The organism is Candidatus Thermoplasmatota archaeon (genome assembly GCA_029907305.1).
Classification (GTDB): domain Archaea; phylum Thermoplasmatota; class E2; order DHVEG-1; family DHVEG-1; genus JARYMC01.
On sequence record JARYMC010000021.1, the window covers coordinates 1 to 16,465 of the forward strand.

The 16,465-nt window shown below is 40.2% G+C and carries 15 protein-coding genes, 1 tRNA gene and 1 pseudogene; 13 read left to right on the forward strand and 4 right to left on the reverse strand.

Features of this window, described 5'->3' with window-relative positions; all coding sequences use genetic code 11:
• The 13 genes from QHH19_02645 to gatE form a co-directional block, all read left to right on the forward strand.
• A partial coding sequence (locus QHH19_02645) for a hypothetical protein (protein MDH7517228.1) occupies positions 1 to 297 on the forward strand: 297 nt, incomplete at its 5' end.
• Between the two features lie 130 nt (positions 298 to 427).
• A tRNA-Lys gene (locus QHH19_02650) sits at positions 428 to 501 on the forward strand.
• Between the two features lie 38 nt (positions 502 to 539).
• Positions 540 to 800, forward strand: coding sequence for a DNA-directed RNA polymerase subunit H (locus QHH19_02655; GenBank protein ID MDH7517229.1), 261 nt, complete (start codon positions 540 to 542; stop codon positions 798 to 800).
• 12 nt (positions 801 to 812) lie between these two features.
• Positions 813 to 4,175 carry a DNA-directed RNA polymerase subunit B gene (locus QHH19_02660; GenBank protein MDH7517230.1) on the forward strand — a complete coding sequence of 1,121 codons (3,363 nt, stop codon included), beginning with the start codon at positions 813 to 815 and terminating at the stop codon, positions 4,173 to 4,175.
• Between the two features lie 27 nt (positions 4,176 to 4,202).
• Positions 4,203 to 6,884 carry a DNA-directed RNA polymerase subunit A' gene (locus QHH19_02665; protein MDH7517231.1) on the forward strand — a complete coding sequence of 894 codons (2,682 nt, stop codon included), beginning with the start codon at positions 4,203 to 4,205 and terminating at the stop codon, positions 6,882 to 6,884.
• Positions 6,884 to 8,269 (forward strand): DNA-directed RNA polymerase subunit A'', encoded by a 1,386-nt coding sequence (gene rpoA2, locus QHH19_02670; GenBank protein ID MDH7517232.1) that lies wholly within the window; start codon positions 6,884 to 6,886, stop codon positions 8,267 to 8,269. Before QHH19_02665 ends, rpoA2 begins: the two co-directional genes overlap by 1 nt.
• A gap of 7 nt (positions 8,270 to 8,276) precedes the next feature.
• Positions 8,277 to 8,594, forward strand: coding sequence for a 50S ribosomal protein L30e (locus tag QHH19_02675; protein ID MDH7517233.1), 318 nt, complete (start codon positions 8,277 to 8,279; stop codon positions 8,592 to 8,594).
• A 22-nt stretch (positions 8,595 to 8,616) separates the two neighbouring features.
• Positions 8,617 to 9,042, forward strand: coding sequence for a NusA-like transcription termination signal-binding factor (locus tag QHH19_02680; GenBank protein MDH7517234.1), 426 nt, complete (start codon positions 8,617 to 8,619; stop codon positions 9,040 to 9,042).
• A 54-nt stretch (positions 9,043 to 9,096) separates the two neighbouring features.
• The gene (locus tag QHH19_02685; GenBank protein MDH7517235.1) at positions 9,097 to 10,557 is read left to right on the forward strand and encodes an FAD-dependent oxidoreductase; all 1,461 of its coding nucleotides are present in this window, start codon (positions 9,097 to 9,099) and stop codon (positions 10,555 to 10,557) included.
• The gene (locus QHH19_02690) at positions 10,554 to 11,021 is read left to right on the forward strand and encodes a 4Fe-4S binding protein (GenBank protein MDH7517236.1); all 468 of its coding nucleotides are present in this window, start codon (positions 10,554 to 10,556) and stop codon (positions 11,019 to 11,021) included. Before QHH19_02685 ends, QHH19_02690 begins: the two co-directional genes overlap by 4 nt.
• Positions 11,018 to 11,293 (forward strand): (2Fe-2S)-binding protein, encoded by a 276-nt coding sequence (locus tag QHH19_02695; GenBank protein MDH7517237.1) that lies wholly within the window; start codon positions 11,018 to 11,020, stop codon positions 11,291 to 11,293. Before QHH19_02690 ends, QHH19_02695 begins: the two co-directional genes overlap by 4 nt.
• A complete protein-coding gene (locus QHH19_02700) occupies positions 11,290 to 12,438 on the forward strand; it encodes an FAD-binding oxidoreductase (protein ID MDH7517238.1) in 1,149 nt (382 codons plus the stop codon). The genes QHH19_02695 and QHH19_02700 overlap by 4 nt, the downstream gene beginning before the upstream one ends.
• A 74-nt stretch (positions 12,439 to 12,512) precedes the next feature.
• Positions 12,513 to 14,396, forward strand: coding sequence for a Glu-tRNA(Gln) amidotransferase subunit GatE (gatE, locus tag QHH19_02705; protein ID MDH7517239.1), 1,884 nt, complete (start codon positions 12,513 to 12,515; stop codon positions 14,394 to 14,396).
• Here gatE and QHH19_02710 read toward each other — a convergent pair.
• The 4 genes and pseudogenes from QHH19_02710 to QHH19_02725 form a co-directional block, all read right to left on the reverse strand.
• Positions 14,391 to 14,579, reverse strand: a complete 189-nt coding sequence (locus tag QHH19_02710; protein MDH7517240.1) for a hypothetical protein — start codon at positions 14,577 to 14,579, stop codon at positions 14,391 to 14,393. The two genes, gatE and QHH19_02710, sit on opposite strands and share 6 nt — an antisense overlap.
• On the reverse strand, positions 14,567 to 14,803 hold the full coding sequence (locus tag QHH19_02715) for a hypothetical protein (GenBank protein MDH7517241.1): 237 nt from the start codon (positions 14,801 to 14,803) through the stop codon (positions 14,567 to 14,569). The genes QHH19_02710 and QHH19_02715 overlap by 13 nt, the downstream gene beginning before the upstream one ends.
• A gap of 24 nt (positions 14,804 to 14,827) precedes the next feature.
• A pseudogene (locus QHH19_02720) lies at positions 14,828 to 15,199 on the reverse strand (glycosyltransferase family 2 protein).
• 225 nt (positions 15,200 to 15,424) lie between these two features.
• The coding region (locus QHH19_02725; protein ID MDH7517242.1) for a hypothetical protein at positions 15,425 to 16,465 on the reverse strand (1,041 nt) is incomplete at its 5' end.

Here is a 16,465-nt window from a genome sequence, read left to right on the forward strand (position 1 = left end):
GTCAGAGACAAACCGAAACATGGGCGATACAGAAAACAGACATACCGCAAGAAACAACAAAACCCTGAACAGTGGAACACTAGATACAAACAGATGAGAAACTGCATTGAATCCAAAAACGCCAGTGTGAAACACCGGTTCGGTGATTATATACCTGGGAAGAACATCCACAACCGACGAAGATACTTCCTCATCAGAGTTTTTACAGAAAACCTACTTACTATGCAAAAATCAGATAAAATTATCTTTTTGATTTTTATCAGAGTTGAGGATTTCTACAACCCCGTTAGCGCATAAAGTATTTATATAAGAATTGTGATAGCGGGTAAGCCGTTTCAATATTTAACTCACATTTAGAGTATAATATAAAAAAATAATACTGTAGAAAGAAAAGATATGAATGTTGTCCTGAGTAATGGCCTTTATAGGGCCTGTAGCTCAGCTAGGTAGAGCATCTGGCTTTTAACCAGGTGGCCAAGGGTTCGAATCCCTTCAGGCCCGCCTAAATCCCATGAGGAACTAGGAGGAAAAAAATTATAATGACTACCGAACAAAAACAAACTTTTGACATTATGGGACATAAACTGGTTCCTCCACATATGATTATTTCTGATAAGGAACGGGATGAAATTTTAAAAAAATATAATATAACACCGGATCAGTTACCAAGGATTTTAAACACAGATCCTGTGGCTGTTTCTATAGGGGCAAAACCGGGACAGATTGTTAAGATTATTAGAAGAAGCCAGACTGCAAAGGAAGCAGTTGCATATAGGCTTGTGGTAGAAAGTAATGAATGATGGGTGTAGAAGATGAGGGAGCTTGTTGATGCTTTTTATAGAGAGCGAAGTATAGTAAATCATCAGATCGCGTCTTATAATGATTTTTTGGAGAAGCGACTTCAGAGGATTGTTGACAGTACAATAATAGGCCAAGAAGAGGAAATGGAACAAGGTTTCATCTACCCTGAGATACAGAATTTTAAGATAAAATTTGGTAAAATAACAGTTGGTAGACCTGAGGTTAAGGAAGCAGATGGAACAGTTAGAGATCTGACTCCTATGGAGGCACGCCTGCGTGATTTAAACTATGAAGCACCTATAATGCTAGAGTTCATACCTGTAAAAGAAGGTATTGAATACGAGCCAGAGGAAGTAAGAATCGGTGAGCTACCTATAATGCTTAAATCAAAGGCTTGTAACCTAGCTAAACATGTTATAGAGGAACGCAAGGGTCATGAGTTAACAGATGAAGAATACAAAATAGAATTACAAAACATGCAGGAGGACCCACTGGATCCAGGTGGGTATTTTATCAGCAATGGTACAGAACGTGTCCTTATTACTGTGGAGGATCTTGCTCCAAACCGTGTACTTGTCGAAAAAAGCAGTAGATATGGTACAGATGTAGAGGTAGCCAAGGTTTTCTCGCAGAAAGAGGGTTACCGTGCTCTTACTACTGTTGAGAAGAGAAAAGATGGTATGCTGATGGTTTCTCTGCCTACTACTTATGGTCAGATACCACTTATGATACTTCTTAGAGCTCTTGGTATGGAGAATGATGAGGAAATCGTTGATGTTATTAGTGTAGACCCCAAGATGACTCCTTATGTTCTTGCTAACATTGAGGAGTGTGCAAACGAGTATGGTATCACAACAAAGGATGAGGCTATTGCTTATCTTGGTAAAAGATTTGCTGGTGGACAAGCAAAGGAATACCGTATTAAAAGAGTAGAGACTCTGATGGATAGAAACCTTCTCCCACACCTGGGTAATGATCCCAGTGATCGTTTAACAAAAGCTATTTTTATGGCACGTATGGGTATGGCTGTACTTGAATTAGCGATGGAGAAACGGGAGGAAGATGATAAGGATCATTATGCAAACAAGCGTTTGAAACTAGCTGGAGACCTTATGGAGGATCTTTTTAGGGTTGCTTTCACAGCACTTTGCAAAGATTTGAAATATCAGATCGAGAGGATACACGCAAAAGGCAAAGAAATAAGGATAAGCTCGTCGCTTCGCTCAGATGTACTAAGCCAGAGGATACACCATGCGCTAGCCACTGGTAACTGGGTTGGTGGCAGAGCAGGTATATCACAGTTACTTGATCGCACAAGCAACCTTGCTGTTTTGAGTCATCTTAGACGCGTAACCTCACCATTGACTAGGTCGCAGCCGCATTTCGAAGCACGTGATCTACATTCTACACAATGGGGAAGGTTATGCCCAAATGAGACGCCAGAGGGGCCTAACTGTGGTCTTGTGAAAAACCTTGCTTTAACAGTGGAGATATCAGAGGGTTACCCTGAGAAAGAGGTTGAGAGTGTTTTAAAAGACCTTGGTGTAAAGGATATTACAAAGAAATCAACTGGCACAAGGGTTTATTTAAACGGTGACCTAATAGGTATGCATCCTAATGGTAAAGAACTTGTACAAAAACTTAGGGAAAGAAGAAGGAAGGGTTTATTGGATATCGAGGTTAATGTTGCTTATTATGAGGATGCGAATGATGTTATTGTTAACTGTGATTGTGGTAGGCTTAGAAGACCACTTGTGATAGTGGAAAAAGGTAAAATTCTGTTAACAAAAAAATACCTGAGTGATCTTAAGAGTGGTAAGAAAAAATGGAGTGATCTAATAAAAGATGGTATAGTGGAATACATTGATGCTGAGGAGGAAGAAAACACTTTGATTGCTCTGAGAGAAGAGGATATAACACCTGAGCATACACATATGGAACTTGATCCTATGTGCATTCTAGGCATAGGTTCTTCTCTTGTTCCCTACCCTGAGCATAATTCCTCTCCTAGGATTACCATGGGTGCTGGAATGGGTAAACAGTCCCTAGGTTTTGGTGCATCAAACTACAGGATAAGACCTGACACAAGAGGTCATCTGATGCATTATCCTCAGACGCCAATTGTTCAGACACATCCGATTAAATATGTTAAATTTGATGATAGACCAGCTGGTCAGAACTTCATAGTTGCGGTACTATCATTCCATGGATACAACATGGAGGATGCTCTTGTTATGAACAAAGCTAGTATAGAGCGTGGTATGGCTAGGAGTACTTTTTTCAGGACATACAGTAGCGAGGAAAAACGTTACCCTGGTGGCCAAGAGGATCATTTTGAGATACCTGATCCTGATTGCCGTGGTGTAAGAAGCGAAGACATGTACATCAACCTTGGTGAGGATGGTCTTATCTCACCTGAGTGTGATGTTAAAGACTCTGATGTTCTCATCGGTAAAACCTCCCCGCCGAGATTCCTTGAGGAACCAACTGATTTTCTCACACCACAGAAAAGACGAGAGACATCTGTTACAGTACAGCATGGTGAAGGCGGTATAGTAGACAAGGTTATGCTATCTGAATCTGTGAATGGTTCAAGGATGGTTAAAATAAAAGTTAGAGAAGAACGCATACCAGAGTACGGGGATAAACTAGCTTCTAAACATGGTCAAAAAGGGGTTATTGGTTTAATTGTTCAACAAGAAAACATGCCCTTCAACGAATATGGGATATCACCTGATCTTATAATCAACCCCCATGCTATACCTAGTAGAATGACTGTTGGGCATGTGCTTGAGATGATAGGTGGTAAAGTAGGAGCTATCGAGAGTAGATACGTTGATGGTACTGCTTTTAGCGGCGAACAAGAAGAAGCCCTCAGAAAAGCATTGGTTAAAAACGGTTTTAAACATAATGGTAAAGAGATACTATATAATGGTGAGACTGGTAAAACGTTTGAGTGTGACATATTCGTAGGATGCATATACTACCAGAAACTACATCATATGGTGGCAGGTAAGATACATGCTCGTTCAAGAGGACCTGTGCAGATACTTACAAGGCAACCTACTGAGGGAAGAGCTAGAGAAGGAGGACTAAGATTCGGTGAGATGGAGCGTGACTGCCTCATAGGCCATGGTGCATCCATGGTTATAAAAGACAGACTGCTAGATGAATCAGATCTGACAGTTAAATATGTTTGTAACGTCTGTGGGCATATCGCAATAATTGATAGACATGGTGCACTACATTGCCCAATTTGCGGAGACAAAGCAGATATTTATCCAGTTGAGATGAGCTATGCGTTCAAACTTTTGATAGATGAGTTAAAATCCCTTGTTATAGCACCTAGGATAAAATTAGAATCACTTGTATAAAAGGATTTTATGTGAAGAAGAGGTTTGATGATGCCTGAAAGAGTAAGAAGTATAACGAAAAAAATCGGCAGCATAGAGTTTACTCTGCTTTCACCAAATGAAATCAGAAAAATGAGTGCGACAAAGGTGATCACTGCTGATACATATGATGATGATGGTTTCCCTATAGCTATGGGGCTTATGGACCCGAAACTAGGGGTCATTGAGCCTGGGCTTAGATGTAAAACCTGTGGTCTCAGAGTGGGTAAAGACAAATGCCCAGGGCATTTTGGTCACATAGACCTAGCTATGCCGGTTATACATGTTGGGCTGGTGAAAAGCATCAGAAACTGTTTACGTGCAACATGTAGAGACTGCGGGCGGCTTATTTTAAATGATAAAGAAAAAGAAGAATATATGAAAAACTTGATTAAACTAGAGCGAGAGGGTAGAGACACATCATATCTTTTAAAAATGGTTATAAAAGAATGTGAGAAAATTGAAAAATGCCCGCGTTGTGGTAGAGAAGTAGGTAAAATTGATTTAGATAAACCAACATCTATTAGGGAGAATGGTAAAAAACTTACGCCATCTGAGATCAGAGAATGGCTTGAGAAAATATCTGATGAGGATCTACCACTTTTGGATATAAACAGGAAGGCAGCGCGACCTGAGTGGATGGTTTTAACTGTTTTACCTGTTCCACCTGTTACTGTGCGCCCATCTGTTACATTGGAGTCAGGTGAGCGTTCTGAGGATGACTTAACTCATAAACTAGTTGATGTGATAAGAATCAATCAGAGGCTTCAGGAGAACAGGGATGCTGGTGCACCGCAGCTTATAGTAGAAGACTTATGGGAGCTTTTACAGTACCATATAACAACGTATCTTGATAACCAGACTTCTGGTATACCCCCTGCTCGTCATAGGTCAGGTAGGCCGCTTAAAACCTTGGCGCAGAGACTCAAGGGTAAAGAAGGGCGTTTCAGGAGTAACCTGTCAGGTAAACGTGTTAACTTTTCAGCTCGAACAGTTATATCACCAGATCCAAACCTTAGTATAAACGAGGTTGGTGTACCAATAGAGATAGCCCAGGAGTTAACATTACCAGTTAGGGTGACGCCACATAACATTGAATGGTGTAAAAAACTTGTGAGACAAAAATCAGATAAGACGCCTAAGGATACGAGTGAATACAGACCTAGTGTAAACTATGTTATAAAAGAAACAGAGGGTATGAAGCAGAGGATAAAGGTTACTGAAAAAAATGCTAGTGAGGTTGCTGAGAAAATAGAGGTTGGTGCCATAATAGAGAGGCAGCTTATGGATGGGGATCTAGCTCTTTTCAACCGTCAGCCGTCACTCCATCGTATGTCAATGATGGCACACCGGGTTAGGGTTATGCCACCTAAAACATTCAGGTTTAACCTTAGTGTATGCCCGCCTTATAACGCTGATTTTGATGGGGATGAAATGAACCTGCACATACTGCAGGGTGAAGAGGCGAAGGCAGAGGCTGAGATCCTCATGAAGGTGCAAGAAAACATCCTTTCACCGAGATTCGGCGGAGCAATCATAGGTGGGATACATGATCATATAACAGGTTGTTTTTTGCTCACATACAAGGACAGGAGGATACCAATTGAGGGCGCATCACGGATACTATCATCAATTGGTTACAAGGGAAAAACACTTAAAACAATAGAAGAAAACGGTAAAAAATATGTTAGCGGGCTTGATATTTTCAGCACACTTTTACCAGAGGATATAAACCTTGAGTACAAAGCTAAAACATGTTTTAACTGTGATGTATGCCAGGCTCCAAAATGCCCGAATAACGCTTATGTTATAATAAAAAACGGTGTGCTTAAACAGGGTGCGATAGATGAAAACAGCATAGGCGCCTTCAAAGGACGTATACTTGATAGGATAATAAGAGAGCATGGTATGGATGCTGGTAGAGAATTTATAGACAAGGTGACAAAACTTGGGATAGCAGCTGTTACAATGTTTGGTTTCACAACCGGTATAGATGATGAGGATATACCATCTGAGGCTATAGCGCAGATAAACGAAGGTTTAAACAAGGCTATGAAAAAGATAGACTACCTGGTTAAGGCATATGAGAACGGGGAGCTGGAATCACTACCTGGGCGTAGCCTTGAGGAGACACTTGAGATGGAGATAATGCGTGTAACAGGTAAAACAAGGGACATGGCTGGTGAGATAGCGGGTAAACACCTTGGTTTGAACAACAGCGCTGTTATAATGGCTAAATCAGGTGCAAGAGGCTCTATGCTTAACCTTTCGCAGATGTCAGGTTGCGTTGGACAACAAGCTGTTAGAGGAGAAAGAATACATAGGGGTTACCAGTACAGAACCCTGCCTCATTTCAGAAAAGGGGATCTTGGTGCGAGCGCAAAAGGTTTTGTTGCATCAAGTTACAAAAGCGGGCTTAGCCCAACAGAATATTTCTTCCACTCAATGGGTGGTAGAGAGGGTCTTGTTGACACAGCTGTTCGTACATCCAGATCAGGTTATATGCAGAGGCGTTTAATCAACGCTCTTGAGGACCTAAAGGTTGAGAGCGATGGTACCGTTAGACATGCTGGTGGTGAGATAATACAGTTCATCTATGGTGAGGACGGTGTTGATCCTACCAAAAGCTTTGGTGGAGATGCTGTGGATGTTGACCGTATCATAGCTGATGCAAGGGAGGGTAGGATCTGATGGCTGATAAAAAGAAAAAAACAATCAAGAAAGTGGTAAAAAAGAAGGTGAAAAAAGAGAAAACTGTTGTTAGGAAACCTGTGAAAATTAAAGCCAAAGCGAAGAAAACCCTACGAAAAGAGATAGAAAAAGAGGTTGAAAAAAAAGAAGAAATAGAAACAACATCAAAGAAGCCTGTGGAAAAAAAGGTTGAAATAGCAGAGATTCCTGAGGAACCAGCTGAGATAAAAAAATTAAGGGCGGATGTAAAAAAAATACTTGATGGTAGATTTCTACCTCGTTCTGTGATCGATGATATTATATCAAAGGTTGCTGGGAAAAAAGAACTAGAATCAAAACTAAAAAACATTGTATCAAAGGCTTTAGAGGATTACAACAGAAACCTGATAGATGCTTTTGAGGCATGTGGTATAGTTGGTGCGCAGAGCATAGGGGAGCCTGGTACCCAGATGACCATGAGGACGTTCCACTACGCTGGTGTAGCTGAGATTAATGTCACACTAGGTTTACCTCGTCTGATTGAAATTGTTGATGCTAGGTCAACGCCTTCTACGCCTATGATGAACATATATCTAAGAGACGCATATAGGCTGAACCCTGAGCTAGCAAAACAGGTTGCTAACCAGATAGAGATAACGAGGCTTATGGACGTAGCTGATATAGAGACAGATATAAGTAACCTCGTTATATACATCAACCCTGATGAGAAAACAATGAAAAAGAAGGGTTTCACAATTGATCAGCTGCTAGAGTGTGTTAAAAAAATACGTGGTGTAGACGCAAAGGTTGAAAAAGAGAAAATAAAACTCTCCTTAGAGGAGCCTAGCTACAAGAACCTTCTGGATATTGGTGAGACACTAAAAAACCTTAAGGTTAGTGGCATAGATGGCATAAAACGTATCATCATTAGGAAAGAACCTGGTGAAGGATATGTTATATACAGTGAGGGGAGCAACCTCGAAAAAGTTTTGGAAATAGAGGGTGTTGATCCATATAGGACTACAACCAATGATATACAAGCAGTTGGTAAAGTACTAGGTATAGAGGCTGCTCGTAACATGATAATACAGGAGGCATATAGTACGCTTATGGAGCAGGGTTTAAACGTTGATATGCGCCATATAATGCTTGTTGCTGATGTGATGACAGCTGATGGTACCATAAGAGCCATTGGTAGACATGGTGTGAGTGCTGAGAAAGAATCTGTGCTGTCAAGAGCTGCTTTTGAGATCACTGTCAACCATCTCTTGCAGGCTAGTAGGAAAGGTGAGGTAGATAAACTGGGTGGTGTAGCAGAAAACATTATAGTTGGTCAACCTGTTAACCTTGGTACAGGTGCTGTTGAGCTTGTTATGCAGATGAAAAGCAAGAAAAAGGGGAGCTAAAAAAAATATGGTGGATGTTGACAAAGTTTTAAAGAATGTTGTAAAAAAGGGTAAGGTTAAGATTGGTGCTAGGCAGACACAGATAGCTATAAGAGATGGTAAAGCAAGACTTGTTGTTATAGCAAAAAACTGTCCGTTTTCATCTGATATAAGCAAGATGGCTGATGAGAAAAAAATACCTGTTTACAACTATGGTTCCAGCTCAGTGGATCTTGGTGCCGCGTGTGGTAAAACATTTGCTGTTTCTGTTTTTGCTGTTTTGGATGATGGTGGGTCTCATATAATGCAGCTATTTGAAAAAAATAAAAAAAATTTATGGGGTTAATTTATGGGGTTAAATTTGTTTTATGTCTGAGATAATGTTTTCCAACCAGGTTATGCAGTATATAAACATGGCTAGTAATGTTACAAGAGCTGATATAATGGATTGTATGGTTGTTGATGATAAACTCATTTTTATTGTAAAAAAAGGTCAGCTGGGTGTAGCTATAGGTGCTAAGGCTAAAAATTTACAGAGGTTACGTAGTCTTTTTAAAAAAAGTATAAAATTTGTTGAGTTTGATTCTGATAGGGAAAAGTTTATTATTAATCTCTGTAAACCCTATAAGATAAAAAAGGTTGAGTTTGAGGTTGAAGGGGAATCAGTTGTTGCTAGGGTTGTGGTTGAGGTTAGTGATAAATCCAAGATAATAGGTAAAGATGGTAAAAACATTGATGTTATCCGTAAACTAGCTAGTAGACATCATTCTATAAAAGATGTTCAGATTACATAAAAAAAACCCGCTAGTTTTAAAAAATGGTTTAGTATTCCAGGGGCGGGGGTTGTTCTGAGAATAAGAAACCATCCGATAATAGAGTTTAGGGAGAGAAAAAAGATTCCTTTCTTTTTTAACAAAAAAAAGGTTTTTGGTGAAGAAGGGGATACTATAGCCTCTGCTTTGCATGCGGTTGGTGTTAAAAAACTTAGTACTAGTCTTAGGTATAATAGCCCCCGTGGGTTTTTCTGTGGGATTGGTAAATGTTCTTCTTGTCTTATGAGGGTTGATGGTGTTCCGAATGTTAGAACCTGTATAGCGCCTCTTAGAGAGGGTGTTTATGTTGAGATGCAGGATAAACTAGCTGATCTCCCTGATGCAGTTTTTGTTGGTGATCCTAAGAAAAAAATTGAAACTGATTTGCTTGTTGTTGGTGCTGGGCCTGCTGGTATGTGTGCTGCTATCGAGGGTGCGAAACATGGTGTTAGGGTTTTGGTTGTTGATGAGAACCAGTTTGTTGGTGGGCAACTGATTAAGCAGACTCATAAGTTTTTTGGTTCCAAGCAGGAGAAAGCTGGTACTAGGGGTATTGTTATAGCGAAAGAGTTGGAGGAAGAGCTTAGGGAGCTAGAAAAAAAAGGTGGAGTAAGGGTTATGACTGATTCCACTGTAATTGGTTATTATGAGGGTGATAAAAAACATAGGTTTGGTGTTGTGGAGAGACGACGTGATTACAGTAGTGTTTTGTATGAGGTTGATTGTGACTCTGTTATAATCGCTTGTGGTGCTATGGAGAACATGCTTTTGTTCCCTGGTAATGATCTACCTGGTGTTTATGGTGCTGGTGCTGTTCAGACTCTTATGAATGTTTATGGTGTTAAACCTGGTAAAAGAGTTCTTATGGTTGGTGCTGGTAACGTTGGTCTCATTGTGTCTTATCAGTTGCTGCAGGCTGGTGTAGAGGTTGATCGGGTTGTTGAGGCTGCACCAGTTATCGGTGGTTATCATGTTCATGCTGCTAAACTATGTAGATGCGGTGTCCCTATTCAGACTTCTCGGTCGATAAAAGAGGTCTATGGTAAAGAATGGGTTGAGGGTGCTGTTGTTGTTGATCTTGATGAGGAATGGCAGCCTATCCCTGGTTCTGAAGAAAAAGTTGTGTGTGACACTGTTTGTTTAGCTGTTGGTTTAACACCAGCTATAAGGTTGCTTTCTCAGATAGGTGTTGAGACCGAGTTTATACCTGAGGCTGGTGGTTATGTTGCTCTTCATGATGATTCTATGCAGACCACGGTTAAAGGTGTTTATGTTGCTGGTGACTCATCTGGTATAGAGGAGGCTTCTACAGCTATGATTGAGGGTAAAATAGCTGGTCTTTCAGCAGCCATGCTACTTGGTCATAAAAGGAGAGAGAATCAAAAGTTGTTGGAGCAGTACCACAAGGAGCTTGATAAGCTGAGGGGTGGTCCTTTTGGTGAGAAACCAAGGGCTGCGAAAAACAAGATATCTGTTTTAATGGGGAAAAGAAGATGAAGGTTTACGAGAAAACCGGTGTTTTATCACTATCTGATCTCAGGTTGCCTTCTAAAAAACAGCTTGAGAAGGGTGTGGCTATTTTGGAGTGTGTACAAGAAATACCCTGTAACCCTTGTGTTGACACTTGTCCAGTTAATGCTATTTCTATGAAGGATATTAATGCTGTTCCAGTTAATGATTATGATAAATGTACAGGTTGTGGTAAATGTGTTGGTGTTTGCCCTGGTCTCGCTATTTTTGTTGTGAAGATAAAAGATGGTAAAGCCTTGATAACTTTACCATATGAGTTTCTACCTGTTCCAGTTGTTGGTGAAAATGTTCATGTGCTTGATAGAACCGGTAAAAAAAGAGGATTTGGTTTGGTTAAACGTGTTGTTAAAAATGGTAAAACAATGGTTGTAACAGTTGAGGTTGATGAAAAACTTGGTATGGATGTTAGGAATATAAGGGTTGAAAGATGAGGGGAAAGAAGAGGAGCATAGTTTGCAGATGCGAGGATATATCTGAGGAGGATGTGTTGAAGGCTATTGATGAGGGTTATACTGATCTTGAGGAGTTACGTAAGAAACTTAGGATAGGTATGGGTCCTTGTCAGGGTCGTGTGTGCATCCAGATTGTTATGAAGATACTTGAGAGGAAGACTGGTAAAAAGGTTCCTAAGGCTGCTCTGCAGACATCTAGGCCTCCTCTTGTCCCTGTTTCTCTTGGTACCCTTGCTGGTGAAGGAAAATGAGGAGCAAGGCTGATGTTGTCATTATCGGTGGTGGTGTTAACGGTTGTTCTTTAGCCTATGGTCTCGCCAAGAAAGGTTTGGATGTTGTGGTTGTTGAAAAAAAATATTTGACCTCTGGTGCTACTGGTGCATGTGGTGCTGGTATCAGGCAACAATGGTCTACTAGGGAGAATGCTGAGCTTGCTATTAATAGTGTGAGGATTTTTGAGAAACTTAGTAAGGAGCTTGGTCAGGATATTGAGTTCCGTCAGGGTGGTTACCTTATTGTTGTTCATGATGACGATGAGATGCGTCAGGCTGAGAGGAATGTGGCTATGCAGCGTTCACTTGGTCTCAAAGTTGATATATTAAAGCCTGGTGAGATAAACGATGTTGTACCTATTTTAGATGTTGATGGTATTGGTGTTGTTGGTGCGACTTTTTGTCCGACTGATGGTCATGCTAACCCTTTTAAAACAACCTTTGCTTATGCTGATGCTGCTAGGAGATATGGGGCTGAGATAAACACTTATACGAGGGTTGTTGGTCTTAAAACAAAAAACAGGGAGGTTAACGCAGTTGTGACAGATAAAGGTGTGGTTAAGACTAGTGTGGTTGTCAACGCTGCTGGTGTTGATTCTAAGGCTGTTGCTGAGATGGTTGGTGTAAATCTGCCTATTGTTCCTTTCCGTAAGGAGATTATGGCTACTGAGCGTCTTAAACCTGTTTTTGAGGCTATGGTTATATCATTTAGGGATGGTGTTTATTTTAGTCAGCAGCGTGAGGGGCAGATTGTTGGTGGTATACCTATTCCTGAGGAGCGTAGTGGTTATAGGACTATGCCTACTATGTCTTTTATGCAGCATATGGCTAGGACTATTACTAGGTATGCCCCTGTTTTGAAGCATGTTAATATGCTTAGGCATTGGACAGGTTTTTATGATGTTACCCCTGATGCTAGGCCTATACTTGGTGAGACCAACGGGGTTAAAGGTTTTATTCAGTGTAATGGTTTCAGTGGGCATGGTTTCATGCTATCACCTATGGTTTCAAAGCTTCTGGTTGATCTCATTGTTGACCATAAAACACCTGATGTTTTGCTTAGTTTGAATCTGAGTAGGTTTAAGGATAAGAAGATTGTGCGGGAGACATCTGTTGTAGGATAAAAAAAAACAGTTTTTTTTTTTGTTTTTTTTTTTGGTAGTAACAATAATTAAACTATAGTTTATTACCATCATCTATGTTTGGTATGGATTACGAAAAAATAGGTTTCAGGGCAGGGCTTGAGATACATCAGCAGCTTGACACACATAAACTTTTTTGTAATTGTCAGTCTGTGATCACTGAGGATGTTGATTATTCTTTTGAGCGTTTTCTTAGGCCTACTCAGAGTGAGATGGGTGATGTGGATAGGGCTGCGGTTGCTGAGGCTGTTAGGAACAGGTGTTTTCTTTACACAGCATCTAATAAATCAACGTGTCTTGTTGAGGCTGATGAGGAGCCTCCGCATATGGTGAATGCTGAGGCGGTTGATATTTGTTTGACTATGGCTGTTCTTTTTGGTGCTAGGCCTGTTGATGAAATCCATTTTATGAGGAAGATTGTTATAGATGGTTCTAACACTGGTGGTTTCCAGAGGACTGCTCTGGTGGCTATGAATGGGAGGATAGATGGTGTTGGTATTCAGACTATTGCTCTTGAGGAGGATGCTGCTAGGAAGATCGAGGAGAAAGGTAAGCTTGTTAACTATGGTCTTGATAGGCTTGGTATACCATTGGTTGAGATAGCTACCGATGCTGATATCAAAAACCCTGTTCATGCCCGTGAGGTTGCTGAGCGTATAGGGCTTCTGATGCATGCTACTGGTAGGGTTAAACGTGGTCTTGGGACTATCAGGCAGGATTTGAATGTTTCAATCTCCGGTGGGGCTCGTGTTGAGATAAAAGGTATACAGTCACTTAGCTCTATCACGCCTGTTGCAGAAAAAGAGGTGCTCAGGCAGCTTGGTTTAATTGAAATCAGAGAAACACTTCTTAGAAGAATAAAACCTGAGGATATGGAAGACATAGAAATCGTTGATTTAACAGGTTTGTTTAAAGACTGTAGATCCAATATTGTAAAAAAACTTCTTAGTGATAATGGTTGTGCTAAGGGGTTTAGGTTACCTGGTTTCTCTGGTTTGCTTAGACAACCAGACACAAGGCTTGGTAAAGAGCTTGCAGTATATGCTAAGATGGCATCTGGTATAGGTGGTATATTGCATAGTGATGAGTTACCAGGTTATGGTATAGAAAACAGGGAGGTAGAAGAGATAAAGAAGATTTTGGGTGTCAAGGGTTATAATGCTTTTGTTATAGCTATGGGTAAAGAAAACGTTGTTGATGTTGCTATAAAAGCTGTTATTGATAGGGCGTTTAAAACATTGGATGGCGTGCCAGAGGAGGTTAGGAGGGCTTTGCAGGATGATTCAACAGAGTATATGCGGCCACTACCTAGTGCGGCGCGTATGTACCCTGAGACAGATGTGCCACCGATCAGGGTGACAAAAGAACATCTTGAGAGGATAAAAAAGAATCTACCTGAGTTGCCTGAGGAGAAACACAAACGTTTTATAAGAGACTATGGGCTTAATGATGAGCAGACAAGGCAGATTCTAGCTAGTGGTTATGAAAACGATTTCGAAGTCTTTGTCAAAAGGTTTCCTGATCTAAAAAACGTTGTTACACGCACGTTTTTGAACACGTTCTCTGAGCTGCAGAAACAGGGTTTGGACACTGATACTATCGATAATAGTTTGTTGGTTGATGTTTTTTTGTCTTTAAAAGCTGGTAAATTCTCTAAGGAGGCGGTGCCTGAGGTTCTTAGATATGTTTTGAAGAACAGGGGTGTCTCTGTTGATAAAGCAGCTGAGATGTGTGGTTTATGTTCAACAGATGAGGAACATGTTGTAGAGGTTGTTAGAAGGGTTGTTTCTGAGAGAAAAGATTTCATAAAACAGAGGGGCAGGGACTCTCTTGGTCCTATCATGGGTGTTGTGATGAAGGAGCTAAGAGGCAGAGTAGATGGCATGGTTATAAGCAGGGTTTTAAAAGATGAGATAGAAAAAATAATAATTGACTCATAGTTCTCCCCCGGTTTTTTCTTTTGGGTTGTCGTTTTTGGTTGATAAAGATTTTATTTTCTCTGATAGTTTTTCTATCTCTCTATGTAGTGGTAACACCGCTGTTCTATAAACCAGTGTTAAACCTATTATCACGCCTACTATCACCCCTAGTAGGAAAAACCATATTAGCATTAATGTCTCCATTTCACCCTCTTTTTAAACAAATATTTCAGGTTTTTCCAGCCATCTGAGAAACTCTCAAGCTTAGCCTTACCCTCCCTGATGTATAGTGTTGATGGTATCTCCCTGCATTTAAGCTTTTTGTTTGTAAACATCTCTATTTTTATTTCCTCTGAAAAAGCCATACCATCATCGAAGTCTTCTATTGGTTGTATCTTGTTTAAAGCATCTTTTTTGAATATCCACATACCTGACTGGGAGTCCTTGATATTTATAAAGTATAGTATACGCATGGTTGTTGCTAGGATAAGGTTTCCGAAACGATGTTTTATTGTCATAGAACCATGTTTTATATTTGAGAAACGATCTGTTGTTATAAAATCAAGGTTTTCGTCTATTAGAAGTTTTATGTACTCATGTATTTTGTCAAAAGGGTATGTTGCATCAGCATCTCCTGTGACAATTATGTCACCATTTGCCTGTGGTAGACCTGTTTTATAGGCTCTACCGTAGCCTTTTCTTTTTTCCAGTATTACTTTTGCCCCCCGGTTTTCTGCTATCTCCCTGGTTTTGTCTTTTGAGTCCCCATCAACTACTATGATTTCTAGGTCCCAGTTGTTTTTTTCAAAATATTTTCTGTTTATAGAATCTATTGTTTTACCTATGCCTTTTTCCTCGTTGAGGGTGGGTATTACTATGCTTATTAAGACGATAAATATCTCACTCCCAATTTAATGATTAGTGTATGGGGATGTGGTTAAAAAGATTTTATAAAAAAAAAAACCAAGGAAAAAAAAAATTAAATCTAATTAAAAAAAAAAGAGGTTTTAGAGAGGGAATATTTGTTTATATCCCTCTTTTTTTTGGTTTTATTTTCGTCTGCGTCTTAGGAGTATGAATGCTACTCCAATGGCTGCTACTAGTGTTAACAGCTCGAAACCAGGTATTCCAGCAGACTCAACTGTTATTGTAACCTCCTCCGCTGGTACGTATCCTGTTTTTGTTGCACTTATTGTGTATGTTGTTTTTTGTTTAACGTTTGGTGCTGTGAATGTTGCCCCGTCTGGTCCAGCTGTCTGGGTGTCTACTACGTTGCCGCTAGCATCTTTTAGTGTTACAGTTATACCATATGTGCCATCATCTGCGTAGGGTTTCACAACGTATTTTGTCCCAGATTTCCATGTTTTCTCTGCTATTGATATATACAAGTTGGGTTTGTTGATGACTTTTATCCAGGATGTCACATCTTGTGTGTAGCCTTCCGCGTTTGCTATTATCTTCCAATCATATGTATCTGTCACAGTTGGTGCTGTGATTTCAATCACACCGTTTGTGGTCTGGTAGGTTTCGCCAGCAAATGTTATTATCACTGCTGCATCAGTTATTCGAACACCCTTGTATAATGCCTCGACAGTGAATTCCTCGGCTTCTTCAACTGTTGGTGGATGGTTTAGCGTCATTGTTTTTCGAATTGTTGCAGTGATATATGTATCTGTTATCACTGCGTCGGTCCAGTTTAACTTACCGTCCTCGTATTTAACGTCTCTAGCAATGGTTACATTTAGTTTTCCACTGGCTAATGGATTCAAACTGAGCTCAACATAACCGTCTTCATCTGTTTTTACAGGATCAGGTCGAGCTGCAAGAATACCAGGTACTGAGGAGACAACAGTAAGGTAAATACCCTCAATTGGTTTATTCTCGTAGTCCTTTGCAGTAATGCTTATCAAGTTTGATTCACCTACGTATATAGTAGCAGGTATAACAGTGAAATCAGGATAATTTATGTTAAAAGTACCAAGTGTTCGATTACCCTCCTCAGGTTTATTATTTTGCAATGTTGCATTTATGTGGGTTTTAAGATCACCGACTTTATAAATAGTAAATTCACCAGCACCATCAGTTAAAGT